The 14209-nt window shown below is 61.7% G+C and carries 14 protein-coding genes; 7 read left to right on the top strand and 7 right to left on the bottom strand.

Going from position 1 to position 14209, the window contains the following annotated elements; all coding sequences use genetic code 11:
- The first annotated feature begins 47 nt into the window (after positions 1-47).
- From ACVWSC_RS17175 to ACVWSC_RS17155, 5 genes are all read left to right on the top strand, one after another.
- A complete protein-coding gene (locus ACVWSC_RS17175; RefSeq protein WP_442108011.1) occupies positions 48-1730 on the top strand; it encodes a nitrite/sulfite reductase in 1683 nt (560 codons plus the stop codon).
- Positions 1718-2212 carry a DUF934 domain-containing protein gene (locus ACVWSC_RS17170; protein ID WP_442108009.1) on the top strand — a complete coding sequence of 165 codons (495 nt, stop codon included), beginning with the start codon at positions 1718-1720 and terminating at the stop codon, positions 2210-2212. The genes ACVWSC_RS17175 and ACVWSC_RS17170 overlap by 13 nt, the downstream gene beginning before the upstream one ends.
- A gap of 93 nt (positions 2213-2305) precedes the next feature.
- Entirely contained in the window at positions 2306-2809 is a 504-nt protein-coding gene (locus tag ACVWSC_RS17165) for a GNAT family N-acetyltransferase (protein ID WP_442108007.1), read from the top strand.
- A gap of 282 nt (positions 2810-3091) precedes the next feature.
- Positions 3092-3496, top strand: coding sequence for a DUF4398 domain-containing protein (locus ACVWSC_RS17160; RefSeq protein WP_442108005.1), 405 nt, complete (start codon positions 3092-3094; stop codon positions 3494-3496).
- 11 nt (positions 3497-3507) lie between these two features.
- Positions 3508-4281 (top strand): OmpA family protein, encoded by a 774-nt coding sequence (locus ACVWSC_RS17155; protein ID WP_442108003.1) that lies wholly within the window; start codon positions 3508-3510, stop codon positions 4279-4281.
- Positions 4282-4320: 39 nt separating this feature from the next.
- On the opposite strand, the gene ACVWSC_RS17150 is transcribed toward ACVWSC_RS17155, so the two are convergent.
- Positions 4321-5937 (bottom strand): inorganic phosphate transporter, encoded by a 1617-nt coding sequence (locus ACVWSC_RS17150; RefSeq protein WP_442108001.1) that lies wholly within the window; start codon positions 5935-5937, stop codon positions 4321-4323.
- A 112-nt stretch (positions 5938-6049) separates the two neighbouring features.
- On the opposite strand from ACVWSC_RS17150, the gene ACVWSC_RS17145 reads away from it, so the two are divergent.
- Together ACVWSC_RS17145 and ACVWSC_RS17140 are read left to right on the top strand one after the other, a co-directional pair.
- Positions 6050-6442, top strand: coding sequence for a DUF488 domain-containing protein (locus ACVWSC_RS17145; protein WP_442107999.1), 393 nt, complete (start codon positions 6050-6052; stop codon positions 6440-6442).
- Positions 6443-6521: 79 nt separating this feature from the next.
- Complete coding sequence (locus ACVWSC_RS17140) at positions 6522-6950, top strand: GNAT family N-acetyltransferase (protein WP_442114318.1); 429 nt, start codon at positions 6522-6524, stop codon at positions 6948-6950.
- Positions 6951-7037: 87 nt separating this feature from the next.
- Here ACVWSC_RS17140 and ACVWSC_RS17135 read toward each other — a convergent pair whose 3' ends face one another.
- From ACVWSC_RS17135 to ACVWSC_RS17110, 6 genes are read right to left on the bottom strand one after another with little or no spacing between them, the layout of a single operon-like run.
- Complete coding sequence (locus ACVWSC_RS17135) at positions 7038-8483, bottom strand: right-handed parallel beta-helix repeat-containing protein (protein ID WP_442107997.1); 1446 nt, start codon at positions 8481-8483, stop codon at positions 7038-7040.
- Between the two features lie 17 nt (positions 8484-8500).
- A complete protein-coding gene (locus ACVWSC_RS17130) occupies positions 8501-9616 on the bottom strand; it encodes a polysaccharide lyase (RefSeq protein WP_442107995.1) in 1116 nt (371 codons plus the stop codon).
- Positions 9607-10998 carry an alginate O-acetyltransferase AlgX-related protein gene (locus tag ACVWSC_RS17125; protein WP_442107993.1) on the bottom strand — a complete coding sequence of 464 codons (1392 nt, stop codon included), beginning with the start codon at positions 10996-10998 and terminating at the stop codon, positions 9607-9609. Before ACVWSC_RS17125 ends, ACVWSC_RS17130 begins: the two co-directional genes overlap by 10 nt.
- Positions 10999-11006: 8 nt before the next feature.
- Complete coding sequence (locus ACVWSC_RS17120; protein ID WP_442107991.1) at positions 11007-11651, bottom strand: alginate O-acetyltransferase AlgF; 645 nt, start codon at positions 11649-11651, stop codon at positions 11007-11009.
- Positions 11652-11669: 18 nt separating this feature from the next.
- A complete protein-coding gene (locus ACVWSC_RS17115; protein ID WP_442107989.1) occupies positions 11670-12764 on the bottom strand; it encodes an alginate O-acetyltransferase in 1095 nt (364 codons plus the stop codon).
- A gap of 9 nt (positions 12765-12773) precedes the next feature.
- Positions 12774-14201 (bottom strand): MBOAT family O-acyltransferase, encoded by a 1428-nt coding sequence (locus ACVWSC_RS17110; protein ID WP_442107987.1) that lies wholly within the window; start codon positions 14199-14201, stop codon positions 12774-12776.
- Positions 14202-14209: the final 8 nt, after the last annotated feature.

The raw sequence follows: 14209 nt of genomic DNA, 5'->3' as shown, positions 1-14209 counted from the left end.
GTACACCCAAACGCCATAGTAAGGGCCTCCGTGATGAGGTCCGAACCATGTATCAGTATGACGAGTATGACCGTGCGCTGGTGTTTGAGCGTGTGGCGCAGTTCCGCGACCAGGTGCAGCGTTTCATGGCTGGCGAGCTGAGTGAAGAAGAGTTCCTGCCGCTGCGCCTGCAAAATGGCCTGTATATGCAAAAGCATGCCTACATGCTGCGGGTGGCGATTCCCTATGGCACCCTCGGCGCCCGCCAGATGCGCACTCTGGCGCACATCGCCCGCGACTACGATCGTGGCTACGGGCATTTCACCACCCGTCAGAACATCCAGTTCAACTGGATCGAACTGGCGCAGGTGCCCGACATCCTCCAGCGCCTGGCGGAAGTCGAAATGCATGCCATCCAGACCTCCGGCAATTGCGTGCGCAATATCACCACCGAAGCCTTTGCCGGGGTGGCGGCCGACGAACTGCTCGACCCGCGGCCACTGGCCGAAATCCTCCGCCAGTGGTCGACAATCAACCCGGAATTCCTGTTTCTGCCACGCAAGTTCAAGATTGCCATCTGTTCGGCCGAAGAAGACCGCGCGGCGATCATGATGCATGACATCGGCCTGTACCTGTACCGCGACGGGCAGGGGCGCATGTGCCTGCGGGTCATGGTCGGTGGTGGTCTGGGGCGGACGCCGATCCTGGGTTTGCAGATCCGTGAGGGCTTGCCGTGGCAGCACCTGTTGTCTTATGTCGAGGCGATCCTGCGGGTGTACAACCGCCATGGCCGACGTGACAACAAGTACAAGGCGCGGATCAAGATTCTGGTCAAGGCGCTGGGCATCGAGGCCTTCTCTGAGGAAGTGGAGCAGGAGTGGCAACACATCAAGGACGGCCCGGCGCAGCTCACCGAAGATGAGTTCCAGCGCGTGGCGGCAGCCTTCGAGCCGCCAGCCTATGCCAGCGTGACTGACAACGACCTTGAGTACGAAACCCACCTGGCCCAGGACCATGGCTTTGCCCGCTGGGTGGCCTGCTGCGTGAAGGCGCATAAAGTCCCTGGCTATGCCAGCGTGGTGCTGTCGACCAAACCCGGCATCAGCTCACCCCCTGGCGACCTGACCGCGGCGCAGATGGAGGCAGTGGCCGACTGGTCCGAACAGTTCGGTTTCGGTGAAATCCGTATCGCCCACGAACAGAACCTGATCCTCCCGGACGTGCGCAAGCAAGACTTGCACGCCCTGTGGCGCCTGGCCTGTGAGCGTGACCTGGGTACCGCCAACATCGGCCTGCTGACCGACATCATCGCCTGTCCCGGCGGTGACTTCTGCGCCTTGGCCAATGCCAAGTCGATCCCCATTGCACAGTCGATCCAGCGTTGTTTCGAAGACCTCGACTACCTGCACGATCTGGGTGACCTGAGCCTGAACATTTCGGGCTGTATCAATGCCTGCGGCCATCACCATATCGGCAACATCGGCATCCTTGGCGTCGACAAGAACGGCAGCGAGTGGTACCAGATCACCCTCGGTGGCGCGCAGGGCAAGGACAGCACCCTGGGCAAGGTGATTGGCCCATCCTTCAGCGCCGAAGAAATCCCGCGGGTGATCGAGCAGATCATCGCTACGTATTGCGCTTACCGTGAACTGGATGAACCCTTTATCGACACGGTGCGCCGGGTCGGTCTGGAGCCGTTCAAGGAGCGAGTCTATGCCAAGCGTTCCGAGGAGTTGATATGCGTAATGTGATTGCGTTGCGCAACGGTGAGCCACAGTTGCAGGTCGAGGACGCCTGGCAGCTGGTGCGCGACGACAGCTCGGCATTGCCTGCAGGGGCACTGATTTTGCCCCTGCAGACCTGGCTGGCGCGCCAGGCGATGCAGCCTGAAGGCCGCGATGGCTTGTGGCTGGGGCCGGATGACGACGTCGAGCCGCTGCGGCCTTTGCTGGTGCAGGTGCCTTTGATTGCGGTGGATTTCCCCAGCTTTCGTGACGGCCGCGGCTACAGCCAGGCCTACCTGTTACGCACGCGCTTGGGTTGGCAGGGTGAGCTGCGCGCCATTGGTGACGTGCTGCGCGATCAACTGAGCCATATGCGCCAGTGCGGTTTCGACAGCTTTGCCATCCGCGAAGACAAGAGCGCCGAGGACGCGCTCAAGGGGCTGGCCGGGATGAGCGTGCTCTATGGGCGTTCGGTAATCGAGCCACGGCCGCTGTTTCGTCGGCGTTAAAGCACGCCACACGCGCTTGAGCGGTACAGACTGTCGGTGCACGCAGCGTCGGGCTACTATGCGGGTCAGCCCGATACAACAGGATGTTGTTCCATGCCCTTCAGTACCCGTGAAGCCCGGCATAGCGATGCCGAGGCGTTAAGCCGTGTGGCTGCCCAGACATTTGCCTTGGCAAGTCCGGCAGATGCCTCTGCCAGTGCCCTGCAATGCTATATCCACACGCAGTTGCAAGCGGCGCACTTTCATCTGCACCTGGACAACCCAGCCAGGCAATTGCGGGTGCTTGAACAGCACGGCCAGGTGGTCGGCTACAGCATGATCGACACGCTGCCCGATGACCTTGGGATTGTGGCGCTTGAGGGCTTGCCGGAACTCAGCCGCTGCTACGTGTTGCCCCAACAGCACGGTACCGGCGCCGGGCAGCGCTTGCTCGACGACACCCTGGCGCAGGTGGCGGGCGCGGTGCGCCTGATCGTCAACGAACAGAATGCCCGGGCGATCGGCTTTTATCAGCGCAATGGCTTTCACAAGGTGGGCGAAGCGTTTTTCCAGTGTGGGCCAGAGTTGCACCGCGATTGGGTGATGCTCAGGGGCTGACAATCAGTGTGTTGTCTGTAGAAAAATCCTACTAGATAGGGCGAATGCTTCCGATTGGTAAGCCCTGTCTGTCGGAATACTCTTGCGCCGTCTCAACTAAACGGCTGTCGCCGATGTTCAGTTAATCCCACCTTTTGTTGTGTATTGCGCGCTCACCGCGCCGATCACCATCCCCGGCTTGCAGACTTTCTGACACACCTATTGCCCTGTGCTGCAGGGCAACGGTTGCGTCTGCGTGCCTGAACGGTGGGAAGACTGCTTAAACGCAGATGGAGTCTTTCTATGGCTGTAAAACGCACTTCAAAACACCTGGCCGTTTCCGGCCTGATGGTGGCGCTATTGGCTGCACTGGGCGGCTGCGCCAGTGTTGTCGCACCCACCGAGCAGGTCGAACTGACCCGCAATGCGGTCAGTCGCGCGGTAACCGCCGACGCCACGCAGTTTGCCCCGGTAGAAATGAAAGACGCCCAGGACAAGCTCTACGCGCTGGAGCGTGCCCTCGGCGAGCAAGACTTTACCCGCGCCCGGCTGCTGGCCGAACAGGCCGAGGCCGATGCCAACCTGGCCGAGCGCAAGGCTCGGGCACTGCGCGCCCAGCAACAGCTCAGCGAAGCCCGCCAAGGCATCGAGGTTTTGCGCGAGGAAATGCTGCAAGCCCCCGACGCCATTGTTCCGCTCAGCCAATAAGGAGTGCCTGTATGCACATCAAATACCTGCTCGTTGCCACCTCAATGACCGGCCTGCTGCTCAGCGGCTGTGGCACCACCCCTGAACATGCTGGTCTACTCGAAGCGCGCGAACAATTCAGCGCCTTGCAAAGCAAGCCAGAATCCAGCCGCCTGGCCGGGCTGGAAACCAAAGCGGCATTTGCCGCCTTGAGCCAGGCTGATCTGGCTTCGCTCAAGGATCGCAAGGCGCCTCAGGTCGAGCAATTGGCTTACCTGGCCAAACAGAAAATTGCCATCGCCGAACAGACCATCGATTTGCGCGTGGCTGAAGCGGGCCTGCAAGGCATCGAGGCTCAGCGTACCTTGGCGCGCCTGGATGTGCGCACTGCACAGCTCAAGGCGTTGCAGCAGCTCAAAGCCACACAGACAGAGCGCGGTGCGGTGGTCACCTTTGGTGATGTGCTGTTCGATACCGGCCGTGCCGAGCTCAAGGCCAACAGCCTGCGCAATCTGGACCAGTTGACGGAGTATTTGCTCGCCAACCCTGAGCGTAAGGTGCGTGTCGAGGGTTTTACCGATGCAACCGGTGGTGACCTGTTCAACCAGCAGTTGTCGGAGCGACGTGCGGCATCTGTGGCCAACGCCTTGCGCCGCAACGGCATTGCCCCTGAGCGGGTCAAGGTGGCGGGGTATGGCAAGGAATACCCGGTCGCCTCGAATGCCGACGCCCAGTCGCGTCAGCTCAATCGTCGGGTGGAAGTGATCATTTCCCACGGTAGTAACGCAGTCAGCGATCGTCGCTGAGGGTAAAACGGGCCCAGCCTGGCGCTGGGCCCTTGTGCGTCAGAACACGTGGCTCAACAGCCAGTACAACCCACCCGCTAGCACAATCGCCGCTGGCAAGGTCAGCACCCAGGCCATCAGCAGGTTGAAGATGGTACGCATCTGCAGGCCCGAGCCGTTGGCAACCATGGTCCCGGCCACGCCGGACGACAGTACATGGGTAGTCGATACGGGCAGGCCATACATGTCGGCTGCACCAATGGTGCACATCGCCACCAGCTCCGCCGAGGCGCCCTGGGCGTAGGTCAGGTGGGTCTTGCCAATCTTCTCGCCAACGGTCACGACAATGCGCCGCCAGCCCACCATGGTGCCGAGGCCAAGGGCAATTGCCACGGAGATCTTCACCCACAGCGGGATGTAGCGGGTGGCATCATCGAGCTGATGCTTGAACATCTTCAGGTTGGCCTGTGTGTCGGCATCGAACGCGATCAACTGGTGCTTGTCGATCAGGCGAATGGTCTCGCTGGTCAGGTACATGTCGTTGCGCACGTTCGCCATCGCCTCGGCCGGTACCCGGTTCAACGAGCCATAGGCTTTGACTTCGCTACCGATAGCGCCGGTCAGGGCAGCGAGGGCGGGCACCAGCTCGGGGCTGACCGCCGGTTGGCGAATGAACTCGGTCAGGGTCTTTCTCGGGTCGGCGTGCAGAACGGGAACTTCGCCGCGCTGCAGAGCGTGCTGGGTGGCTTCGGCCACGGCGGCGAAATGCAGTGTCTGCTCAGCGGGCATGGTGCGGTTCAGGGCGTATGCCATGGGCAGGGTGCCGACCAGAATCAGCATGATCAGGCCCATGCCTTTCTGGCCATCGTTGGAGCCGTGGGCAAACGACACGCCGGTGCAGGTCATGATCAGCACCCCGCGAATCCACCACGGTGGTGGGGTGTTGCCGACCGGAGCCTGGTACAGATCGCGGCGTTTGACCAGGTGGCGCAGGGCAATCAACAGTAACGCCGCACAGGCAAAACCGACCAGCGGCGACAACAGCAATGAATAGCCCACTTTACTGGCCTGGGCCCAGTCGACACCGCTGGTGCCATCGCGGCCGTGCATCAATGCATTGGCCACGCCGACGCCGATGATCGAACCGATCAGGGTATGCGAAGAAGAGGCTGGCAGGCCGAGCCACCAGGTACCCAGGTTCCAGATGATCGCCGATAGCAGCAGGGCGAAGACCATGGCAAAACCGGCCGACGAGCCGACCTTGAGAATCAACTCCACCGGTAATAGCGCGATGATGCCAAAGGCTACGGCACCGCTGGACAGCAGCACACCGAGGAAGTTGAAAAAGCCCGACCACACCACGGCGACCGAGGCCGGCAAGGAGTGGGTGTAAATCACCGTGGCCACGGCGTTGGCGGTGTCGTGGAAGCCATTGACGAACTCGAACCCCAGGGCAATCACCAGCGCCACGCCCAGTAACAAGAAGGGCGTCCAGGTGGTGACCACTGTGCCACTGGCGTCGATGTCGTGAGCCAGGCTCCAGGCGGTGAACAGCAGGCCGGCCAACAACAGGCCGAAGAACAGAATGAGCGTGCTGCGACCGGGTTTGTGATGCAACTGCGGTCGTGGATCGGAAGTGGCCGGCGGCGAATTGCCGGCCAGCGTTGGGGTAGTCATGGATGACTCCGGGTTGGTTACCTCAGGCGGCAAGCATAAAAAAAATCGCAGCTACCGAGCTGATCCCGATCAATGAAAAAGACTAGGCTGAACAAAAGTAGCCGAGGTTCCGATGATCTGCTGCAAGCGCGTTTATGACCCTGAGGAAGTGGCGGATGGCCAGCGTGTGTTGGTTGATCGTTTGTGGCCGCGCAACGTGCGTAAAGAGCAGTTGCAGGCCTTGTGGTTGCCAGAAGTGGCGCCGTCTACGGCGTTGCGCCAGGCGTTCCACAAAGGCGAAGTGGATTTTGTCGGTTTTACCGAGCGCTACCGCCAACAGCTGACGGCCTGTCCTGAACATTGGTGGCCGCTGTTGGGCATGGCCGCGAAGGGGGACTTGACCTTGTTGTATGCCGGCAAAGACACCCTGCACAATAATGCCGTAGTACTGGCCCAATGGCTGGAAGACGAACTGGACCGGCAAGGCCCGCCGAGTTCACCCGTGTGTTACGCCGACGAGCGGTAGGAGCGGGCTTGCCCCGCGATTGCAGACAGTCAGGCACATCGCATCGCGGGGCAAGCCCGCTCCCACCTTCATGGATCCGATTACCTTGCAACTGATTCCCGCCACCGCCCAGCATCGCACCTTCGCCCGTGATCTGACCCGCCGGGCCATGCTGCGTTATTACCATGAGTTCGACCTGCTGTGGATCGAAGAGGCCTTCGACCAGGCCTGGGGTTGGCGCGAGCAGTGGTTGATTGCGGAGGGTGACACGCCGTTGGGCTTCTGTAGCCTCAGCCAGGACCGCCAGGCCTTGTACATCCGCGAGCTGCACTTGATCGAGGCGGCACGGGGGCGGGGGATTGGCAGCCAGGTACTGGAACAGCTGGCCGTGTGGGCTGGCGAACGGCGCTTACCGTTGTTGCGCTTGACGGTGTTTAAAAGCAACCCGGCGCAGGCCTTGTACCGGCGCCGGGGCTTTGCCGCGGTGGGTGAGGATGAGTGTTTCGTGCGCATGCAACGTGTTATTTAACGCACGGTGGGAGCGGGCTTGCCCCGCGATGGCGGTGTATCTGGCAGACCGCCATCGCGGGGCAAGCCCGCTCCCACCGGAGGCGTGTTACTGGCTGACGCGCACCACATGCCCTTGGCGTTGAGTCGCTTCCAGCAATGGCCCTTGAATGCTCAGCAAGTCGCCGATCAGCAGGTTCTGCAGCAAGGGTTTGCCTTCAAAGTGGTTGCCGCCCAGCACCACCTGCTGCATGCCTTCAACGCGCACCACCGCCTTGCCTGCTTTACCCAGAGTGTTGCCACTGAGGATCAGCGGCCCTGTCAGTGGCGCGGCATTGCGCAGGCTGATGGCATATTCCGGGGTGTTGCCGATGCGGTTGTTGATCAGCGCGATGCCGCTCACTTCGCTGCCATCCACGGCGCTGCCCTGGCTGTTGCCGATCAGGTTGTCTTCGATCAGCAGCGGCGCCTGGGCAGTGGCTGACAGGTTGCGCAGTTGTATGCCATTGCCACGGCTGTCGCCGATCAGGTTGGCTCGCAGCAGCAGGGGCCCGCGTTGATCGCTGACTTCGATAGCGGCCTTGTGCGCGCCGAGGATGAGGTTGCGCTCGACCCGCGCCACAGTCTGCCCGCGCAGGCGGATGCCGCTGTTGTTGTCGATACCACGCACCTGGTTGTCGAGCAGGTTGACCTGACTGTCGCGCACATCAATTCCGTACTGCTGGGAATGCTCAAAACGGCTACCGCTGATCTGCGCCTGGGTGTGCTGCAGCTCCACCGCGCTGGACAGCGCGTTGAACTGGCTGTCGCGCACAATCAGGGTGGCCGGGGCGCTGTTCGCCGCTTGCTGGGCGCTCAGTGCGGTGCTCAGTCCCCGGGACAGGTGTGCGTTGTAGCCCAGCCGTTCAAGGGTTGAGCCGATGACCTGGGTATGGCTGCCGGCCCAGGCCACTACGAACGGTCGCCAGGCGCGATCAGTGCTGCCAGGCTTGTCACCGGCAACGCTCTCCAGGCGCGACTGGTTCAGGCCCAGCCAACCCTGGTTGATCAGCGCCGTGCCGGAATAGCTATACAGGTACAGGCTGGTGCCTTCAACAACCAGCCCAGCGTCGCTGCCGATCATCAGCGGGTAGCTGAGCAGGTAGCCATCCTTGTACGGCTTGAGGATGCGCGGATCGTTCAGGGCCTGCTGCAGTTGCGCCAGGGTGATGCTACCGCCGCGGATCACGACCGCTTGCGGGTGGTGGGCCTGATAACCGGCGATCGCGCGGAACAAGCCATTGTTGACGAACGGTTCAAACGGCCAGCTACCGCTCTGCGAGGAGAACATCGGTTGCAGGCTGACGCTGGCCCGACCGGCGGGGCGGGGGCGTTCCTTTACCTGCACCTGAAGCGCCTGCGCAACCTGTTGCAACTGCTGCAGCTGCGTTTGGTGCTCGGACGGGTTGATCACGCTGAATGACTGTTGCTCTGGCAGGTGTTGGCGGGTGGCCTGGGCGCTGCCTGCACACAGCAGCAGCGCGAGGCAGCAAAGGGAAAGAGGGCGCATGGCCATAGCGGTTCGTCCTTGGGTTACGGCAGTTTGGGATACAACGGCTTGAGTGGGCCGCCAATCTGGCTGTAGTTGTCGACGTCGCCGTCTTCGCTGTCATACAGCTCACGCGCCAGCGGGTGCTGCGGCACACGCTGCAGGAACGGGATCAGCCAGGCTAATTTGTAGGGCGCCACGCTGATCTGCGATTGCCCCTTGAGCTCCGGCAGGTGCTCCGGATCAAGGATGCTGCGCGCGGCGAAATTGCCCAGCAGCTCCAGCGTCTGCTGATCCTCGGCACTCCACGGCAGGCCATTGGCGCGCGCCGACTCGGCCAGCAATACCAGCGGCACCAGCGCGTACTGACTGTAGGTGGCAGCCAGTTTGCCGCGGGCGACTTCCAGCGGCAGGTAGGCGTAGCTGCCATCCCGGGCCTTGACTGCCTGTTGCAGGCCAAGGCGCAGGTTGCCGTCGGCCCACTGAATAAAGTCGTCACGCTGGATTAACATGCCCGTGGCCGCCACCGCCCAGGCCGCCCAGTAGTCGTGGTTGTTGAACCAGGCGAAGCCTTGTGCCCGACGTGGCTGGTACTCGGCGATGATGCGTTCGCCCAACTGGTTGAACCATTGGCGTTGCGCTGCTGACAGTTGCAGCTTGCCGTCGCTGGCCGCCTGGGTCATCAACAAGGTCGAAGCCATGGCCGCGACCGCCCATTTACGCGCGGCCATGCCGGTGCTGCTGGCGTCGGGGTTGAGCAGGGCCCCGGCGTTGGCCCAGTGTTCCAGCCACTGGTCCTGGCAAGCCAGGGCCATGTTGGCTTCCTGCGGCGTTTTCGCGCGTTGGAAGCGTTTGCTGGCATAGATCAAACCGCCGATGAACTGTTTGACCTGCTTGCCGATCGCTTCACTGTTGGCATCGGGGCTGCTGCGCAGGGTCGACTTGCTGGCATCACGCTGATCGTATTTGCTCTGCATCTGCAGGCTGCCGGTGTAGGGCACGGGCGGCGTTTTGCTGCACTGCAGGGTGCGGTAGTCGGCAATCATCGCCGATTGAGCGGTGGCCCGTGGCGGCCAGATCGAACTGGCCGCCAGGCTTTGGCTCAGCTGCAGGCTGGCGCACAGGCCCAGGGCCAGTGCGCTCCAGGTTTTTACAGGCATAGTCGGGTTTCCACCTGGGTGGCAGCGCTACCGGGTTTGGTCGGCTCCATGAATACCGAGAGCAGGTTGGCCCCGGCAAATTCCTTGGCCCGGCTCAGCTCCAGGTAGTACTGGCCACCGCTCACCACCGCCTCGCGGCGGAACCAGACTTTGTCGCGGGCACCGTTGTCGTAGTAGACGATCACGTAGAAGTCCTTGACGTTCTTGTCGCTGATGCGGATGTCGAGAAAGCCACCGTTTACTGTCTTGCGCGCTTCGCCAGCGTTACTGAGCAGCTCAATCCGTTCATTGACCTTCAGCGCCGGGCGCTGCAGGCGGTTTGCCATGACCTCAGTGGACACCGGGCAGCCACCTTTGATCGCCGGAATCAGTTGGCGATACATCAGCTCGGACTCCAGCTGATAGTTGGCCGGCAGTTCCCAGATGATCAGCTTGGGCGGCTCCTTGGGCTTGTAGTCCTGCGACAGCAGGTATTCGAGCAGCGAGCCATCCTGGCCGACGCCGGGCAGGGCGTAGTTGAGGATATCGACGTCCAGGTATTGCTTGAGGTAGCCGTCAAAGTTGAACTGCTTGCTCTCGTCTTCCCGGGCTGCAGCGTTACTGTCGCCGACCAGGATCACTTGCGGGTCGGGCGCATCGTCGAACAGGGCATCGGCACCCTGGTCTTGAGGGATGGTCTGGTAGCCACGGACGTACTGGAAACCGTAGTTGTTGCCACAGATATAGCTCAGGGCCAGGTTCAGGGTACCGTCCTTGGGCACCATCACCCCGGGCTCGGTGCGGTAGTGCTTTTTCTCCAGTGCGGCGTAGAACGGCTGGCGGCGTACTTCTTCAGCCAGCAGACGTGCGGTGGCTTCAGCACCGGCGGGTGTCCAGTGGTGGTCGCGACGGAAGAAGAACTCGCCTGCAGGCGGTTTTTGTACCAGTTGCATCATCGGCGCGACCACCGCGCCGCCGTTGCGCAACTGTTGCAGGTAGCTGCTCAGGTTGCTGCTGGCACGGCTGTAGTCGAAGCCGTGCAGTTTGTCGGCGTACAGCTTGTCACGGTGCATCAGGCCACGGGTTGGCTGGATGGCCATGGCCACCTGGATGCCCTGGCGATGGAAGGTGTCCATCAGGCGGGCGAACTCCGGGCGCATCGGCGCCGGAATGCCGAAGTCGTTGGTCAGGTCGACTGCTGAGCGAAACAGCCAGCGATCCTTGCCCGGGACGATTTCGCGCATCAGCTTCATGCGCCCCTCGGTGTAGTGCTGAGGGTTGCTCAAGCCTTGGCAGGTCAGGCATTCGAGGCCCTTGCAGGGAGGCGGATTGCTGTCGGCTGCGGCGCCTTGCACGCTGAACAGCGCGCCGACGGCCAGGGCCAGGGCGAATAGGCTTTTCATGGTGCCAGTCACTCACTCGGGTCGATGCTGTTGGCCAGGCTCATGCTGCGATAACCGCCGCCCTCGGGCAGCAGCACGTAGCTGTAGGAACGGCCTTTCTTGAGGAACAGTTCGTCGAACTGGGCGACTTTCTGTTGCGCGTCATAGGCGGCGAAGCCGATCTTGATTTCGTTGACCATGCGGCTGCCGGTCTGGCCGTTGCTCAGGGTGTCGACCACCACACTCTTGCCATCGACCGTTTTCAACGCCACGTTGGCCGGGGTCAGGTTGTAGAAGGCGATCTGGGCTTTTTTCGGCTCGTTGACGTACTTGTCGGCGATCAAGGTCAAGGTGTTGCCGTCATACACCACGGTGCTCGCGGCGTTGGCCTTGAGCTGCGGCTCGATGGCCTTGGCGCCGACGGCAATCTTGTGGCTGCCGGCCGGGGTGAAGCGGTAGCCACTGAGTTGACCTGCGGCGACCCGCTGCGGGTTGAGCTTGCCGCTCAAGGTCACATCGATGTTGCTGTCAGACAGGTTGAGCACCCGCACGAACGCCGAGTCGGCCGGGGCTACGGCATCGTACAGGTCGGCATTGCCTTCGGCGGCGTTACCCTGGGTGCTGACCAGTAGCAGGGCAGCGGCGCTGAGCAGAGCGGTAAGCGAACGGTTCATGATGATCTCCTTGAAAGGTCAGAAATGTTGGGTCTGGCCAGGACGGCTCAGCGATCCCATGCGGTGGGCGAGTAGAGTGCGCAGCGGGAACTCCCAGATCACCGTGTCGATCTGCGGGTTGTTCAGGTCGTCGCTGGCGAGGAACTGGTTCATTGCTTCAAACGGACCACGGGCTTCAACTGCCACACTGAGCAGGTCACGGTTGAGCGCTTCTTTGAGAAAACCGGTGAAGTTCCAGTCGTCGAGCTTGCTGTAGCTGGTGCCGACCAGCAGCAGGCTCTGTTGCTCATCGGCAAACAGCGCGTCACTGCTTTGCTCGGCCTTGAGGGTTTCGTACAGGGCGATCTGGCTCGGGCCAAACTGCGGCGCCAGCTGGGCGTGGTTGAACTGGATGTAGTTCATCAAATCGCCTTTGACGGTTTTGTCCGCGACCTTGTGCGACACGTAGCGTTCGTCACCGAGCAGTTCCGGGCGCTGACGGGCCAGTTCATAGGCGGTCAGGCGCGCACCTTGCGGGCTCCAGTGCGTATCGGATTTGAGGAACAGTTCCGGCCCGGTGAGGTTGCCGAGAAATGCCGAGCGCACGGGCGTAACTTCGGTTTTTTGCGCTTGCAGGGCGCTGACGAAGCGGTCGTACAGGCTGATCGCCCGTGGGTCGACAGCACGTTCTGTGTGGGCGCTGTAGACATCCACTTTCATCGGCAGCGGCAGCACGATCAGGCGCTTGTTGTGGAATTTGAGCTGTTGCTCGACCTTTGCAATCTGCGCCAGTTGGCTGTCCAGATTGCCTTGCAGGTCGTTCGGTACGCGGTATTCCTGATTGGTGTATAGCCAGCCGTCCTTGCCCAGCACCACGCCTTTGGTGCCCTCGCCGAACAGCCGGTACTGGACGTTGGCCCAGCCCTCAACCGCCGGCTCGCGCAAGAAAAACCGCTTGTCATAGACCTGCTCGAACTTGCGCAGCAACTTGCCATCGACGAACAGGTTCCAGGCATCGCTCTGGTTTTTCGCGAAGCTGAACACCGGGGGCAGGGAATAGACGAACATCCCGGCCAGCACCACGCCGAAAAGAATGCCATTGACCTTGCTCGCCGAACTCATGACCGGGTACATGGCCGTCTCCTAGAACTGGAAGTACAAAAAGGGTGAGAAGGAGTTCGCCGCCAGGCTGCTCAGGGCCAGGGCGAAGCCGGCCCACAACAGCACGGCCTTGAGGCCGCCGACGTGGCGCATGAAGTAGTGCTCTTTGTTGCCGGCGTAGTAGCGCACGTTGTTGCTGCCCGCCAGCACCAGCCAGCACAGGGCAACGGCGGCAAACGACATGGCCATCTTCGAGGCACCGAGCACGTACAGGTCCAGCGAGCCGAAGCCGTTGAAACCGAACAGCGCCTGGTAGATATCCAGGCTGTGGCGCAGGTCGTTGGTGAAGAACAGCGGCATGCTCAGAATGATCAACACGAAGGTGCGCAGGTTGCGCCCCAGGTGGTACGGCGTGGTGATCTTGGTGGCCAGGTTGTACTTGCGTTCGATGACCATGCCTAAGCCAAAGAACAGGCCCCAGCAGATAAAGGCAAAGCTTGCGCCGTGCCACAGCCCCGACAACAGCATGGTGTAGACCAGCGCCGGCAGCGCCCCGGCCACCCGTTTACGCACCAGCGGCATGTACACGTAGTCACGCAGAAAATGCGCCAGGGTCATGTGCCAGCGTGCCCAGAACTCGGTGATGCTCTGCGAGACGTAAGGCTGGTTGAAGTTCTCCGGAAAGCGGAAGCCCATCATCAGCGCCAGGCCCAGGGCCATATGGCTGTAGCCGGCGAAGTCGAAATACAACTGCAGGGTGGAGACCATCAGGCCGAACCAGGCATCGCTGAGCTGCAGGGTGCCTTCGCTGATGAACAACACGTTGATCGGCGCCAGTTGGTCGGCGATCAGCACCTTCATGATAAAGCCGAGCATGAAGCGGCAAACGCCGAGGGAAAACAGCTCCAGGGAGTGGGTGCGCTGGCGCAGTTGCGGCGCCAGCTGGCTGTAGCGCAGGATCGGCCCGGCCACCAGGTGCGGGAACAGGGCAACGAAGGCGGCAAAGTCGATGAAGTTGTTCGTCGGCGTTGCATCCTTGCGGTAGATGTCGACGATGTAGCTCAGGGCATGGAACACGTAGAAGGAAATGCCCAGCGGCAGGAAGATGGTTTCCAGGGTCCAGGTGTTGATGCCCAGTGGTGCCAGCAGGGCAGCGAGTACCTCAGCGCCGAAGTTGGCGTATTTGAAGTAGCCCAGGGTCGACAGGTTGCCGGCAATACCGATCCACAACAGGCGCAATGCCCAGCGTTTGTCACCGGCGTCCAGGCGCGCCTTGATGCGCAGGCCGAACCAGTAGTTCCAGTAGGTGATCGCCACGAACAGCAGCAAAAAGTCCGGACGCCACCAGGCATAGAAGATGTAGCTGGCGGCGACGATCACGGTCGAGCGCCACTGCGCCTTGGACAGGAAGTACACCGCCAGGAACAGCGGCAGATAGAGGAATAAAAAGACGTTGGAGGCGAAGATCATCGAAGGGT

The sequence above is a fragment of the Pseudomonas sp. NUPR-002 genome, assembly GCF_056322725.1.
Note: the sequence above shows the minus strand (reverse complement) of the source record. Positions and strands in the feature narration are given on the sequence as shown.

Excerpts from the sequence above, each read along its gene's own strand:
- ACVWSC_RS17110 (WP_442107987.1), bottom strand. The coding sequence starts at position 14,201 with ATGATCTTCGCCTCCAACGTCTTTTTATTCCTCTATCTGCCGCTGTTC.
- ACVWSC_RS17145 (WP_442107999.1), top strand. The coding sequence starts at position 6,050 with ATGATCTGCTGCAAGCGCGTTTATGACCCTGAGGAAGTGGCGGATGGC.
- ACVWSC_RS17170 (WP_442108009.1), top strand. The coding sequence starts at position 1,718 with ATGCGTAATGTGATTGCGTTGCGCAACGGTGAGCCACAGTTGCAGGTC.
- ACVWSC_RS17130 (WP_442107995.1), bottom strand. The coding sequence starts at position 9,616 with ATGCCTGTAAAAACCTGGAGCGCACTGGCCCTGGGCCTGTGCGCCAGC.
- ACVWSC_RS17150 (WP_442108001.1), bottom strand. The coding sequence starts at position 5,937 with ATGACTACCCCAACGCTGGCCGGCAATTCGCCGCCGGCCACTTCCGAT.
- ACVWSC_RS17120 (WP_442107991.1), bottom strand. The coding sequence starts at position 11,651 with ATGAACCGTTCGCTTACCGCTCTGCTCAGCGCCGCTGCCCTGCTACTG.
- ACVWSC_RS17175 (WP_442108011.1), top strand. The coding sequence starts at position 48 with ATGTATCAGTATGACGAGTATGACCGTGCGCTGGTGTTTGAGCGTGTG.
- ACVWSC_RS17125 (WP_442107993.1), bottom strand. The coding sequence starts at position 10,998 with ATGAAAAGCCTATTCGCCCTGGCCCTGGCCGTCGGCGCGCTGTTCAGC.
- ACVWSC_RS17160 (WP_442108005.1), top strand. The coding sequence starts at position 3,092 with ATGGCTGTAAAACGCACTTCAAAACACCTGGCCGTTTCCGGCCTGATG.
- ACVWSC_RS17155 (WP_442108003.1), top strand. The coding sequence starts at position 3,508 with ATGCACATCAAATACCTGCTCGTTGCCACCTCAATGACCGGCCTGCTG.
- ACVWSC_RS17135 (WP_442107997.1), bottom strand. The coding sequence starts at position 8,483 with ATGGCCATGCGCCCTCTTTCCCTTTGCTGCCTCGCGCTGCTGCTGTGT.
- ACVWSC_RS17165 (WP_442108007.1), top strand. The coding sequence starts at position 2,306 with ATGCCCTTCAGTACCCGTGAAGCCCGGCATAGCGATGCCGAGGCGTTA.
- ACVWSC_RS17115 (WP_442107989.1), bottom strand. The coding sequence starts at position 12,764 with ATGTACCCGGTCATGAGTTCGGCGAGCAAGGTCAATGGCATTCTTTTC.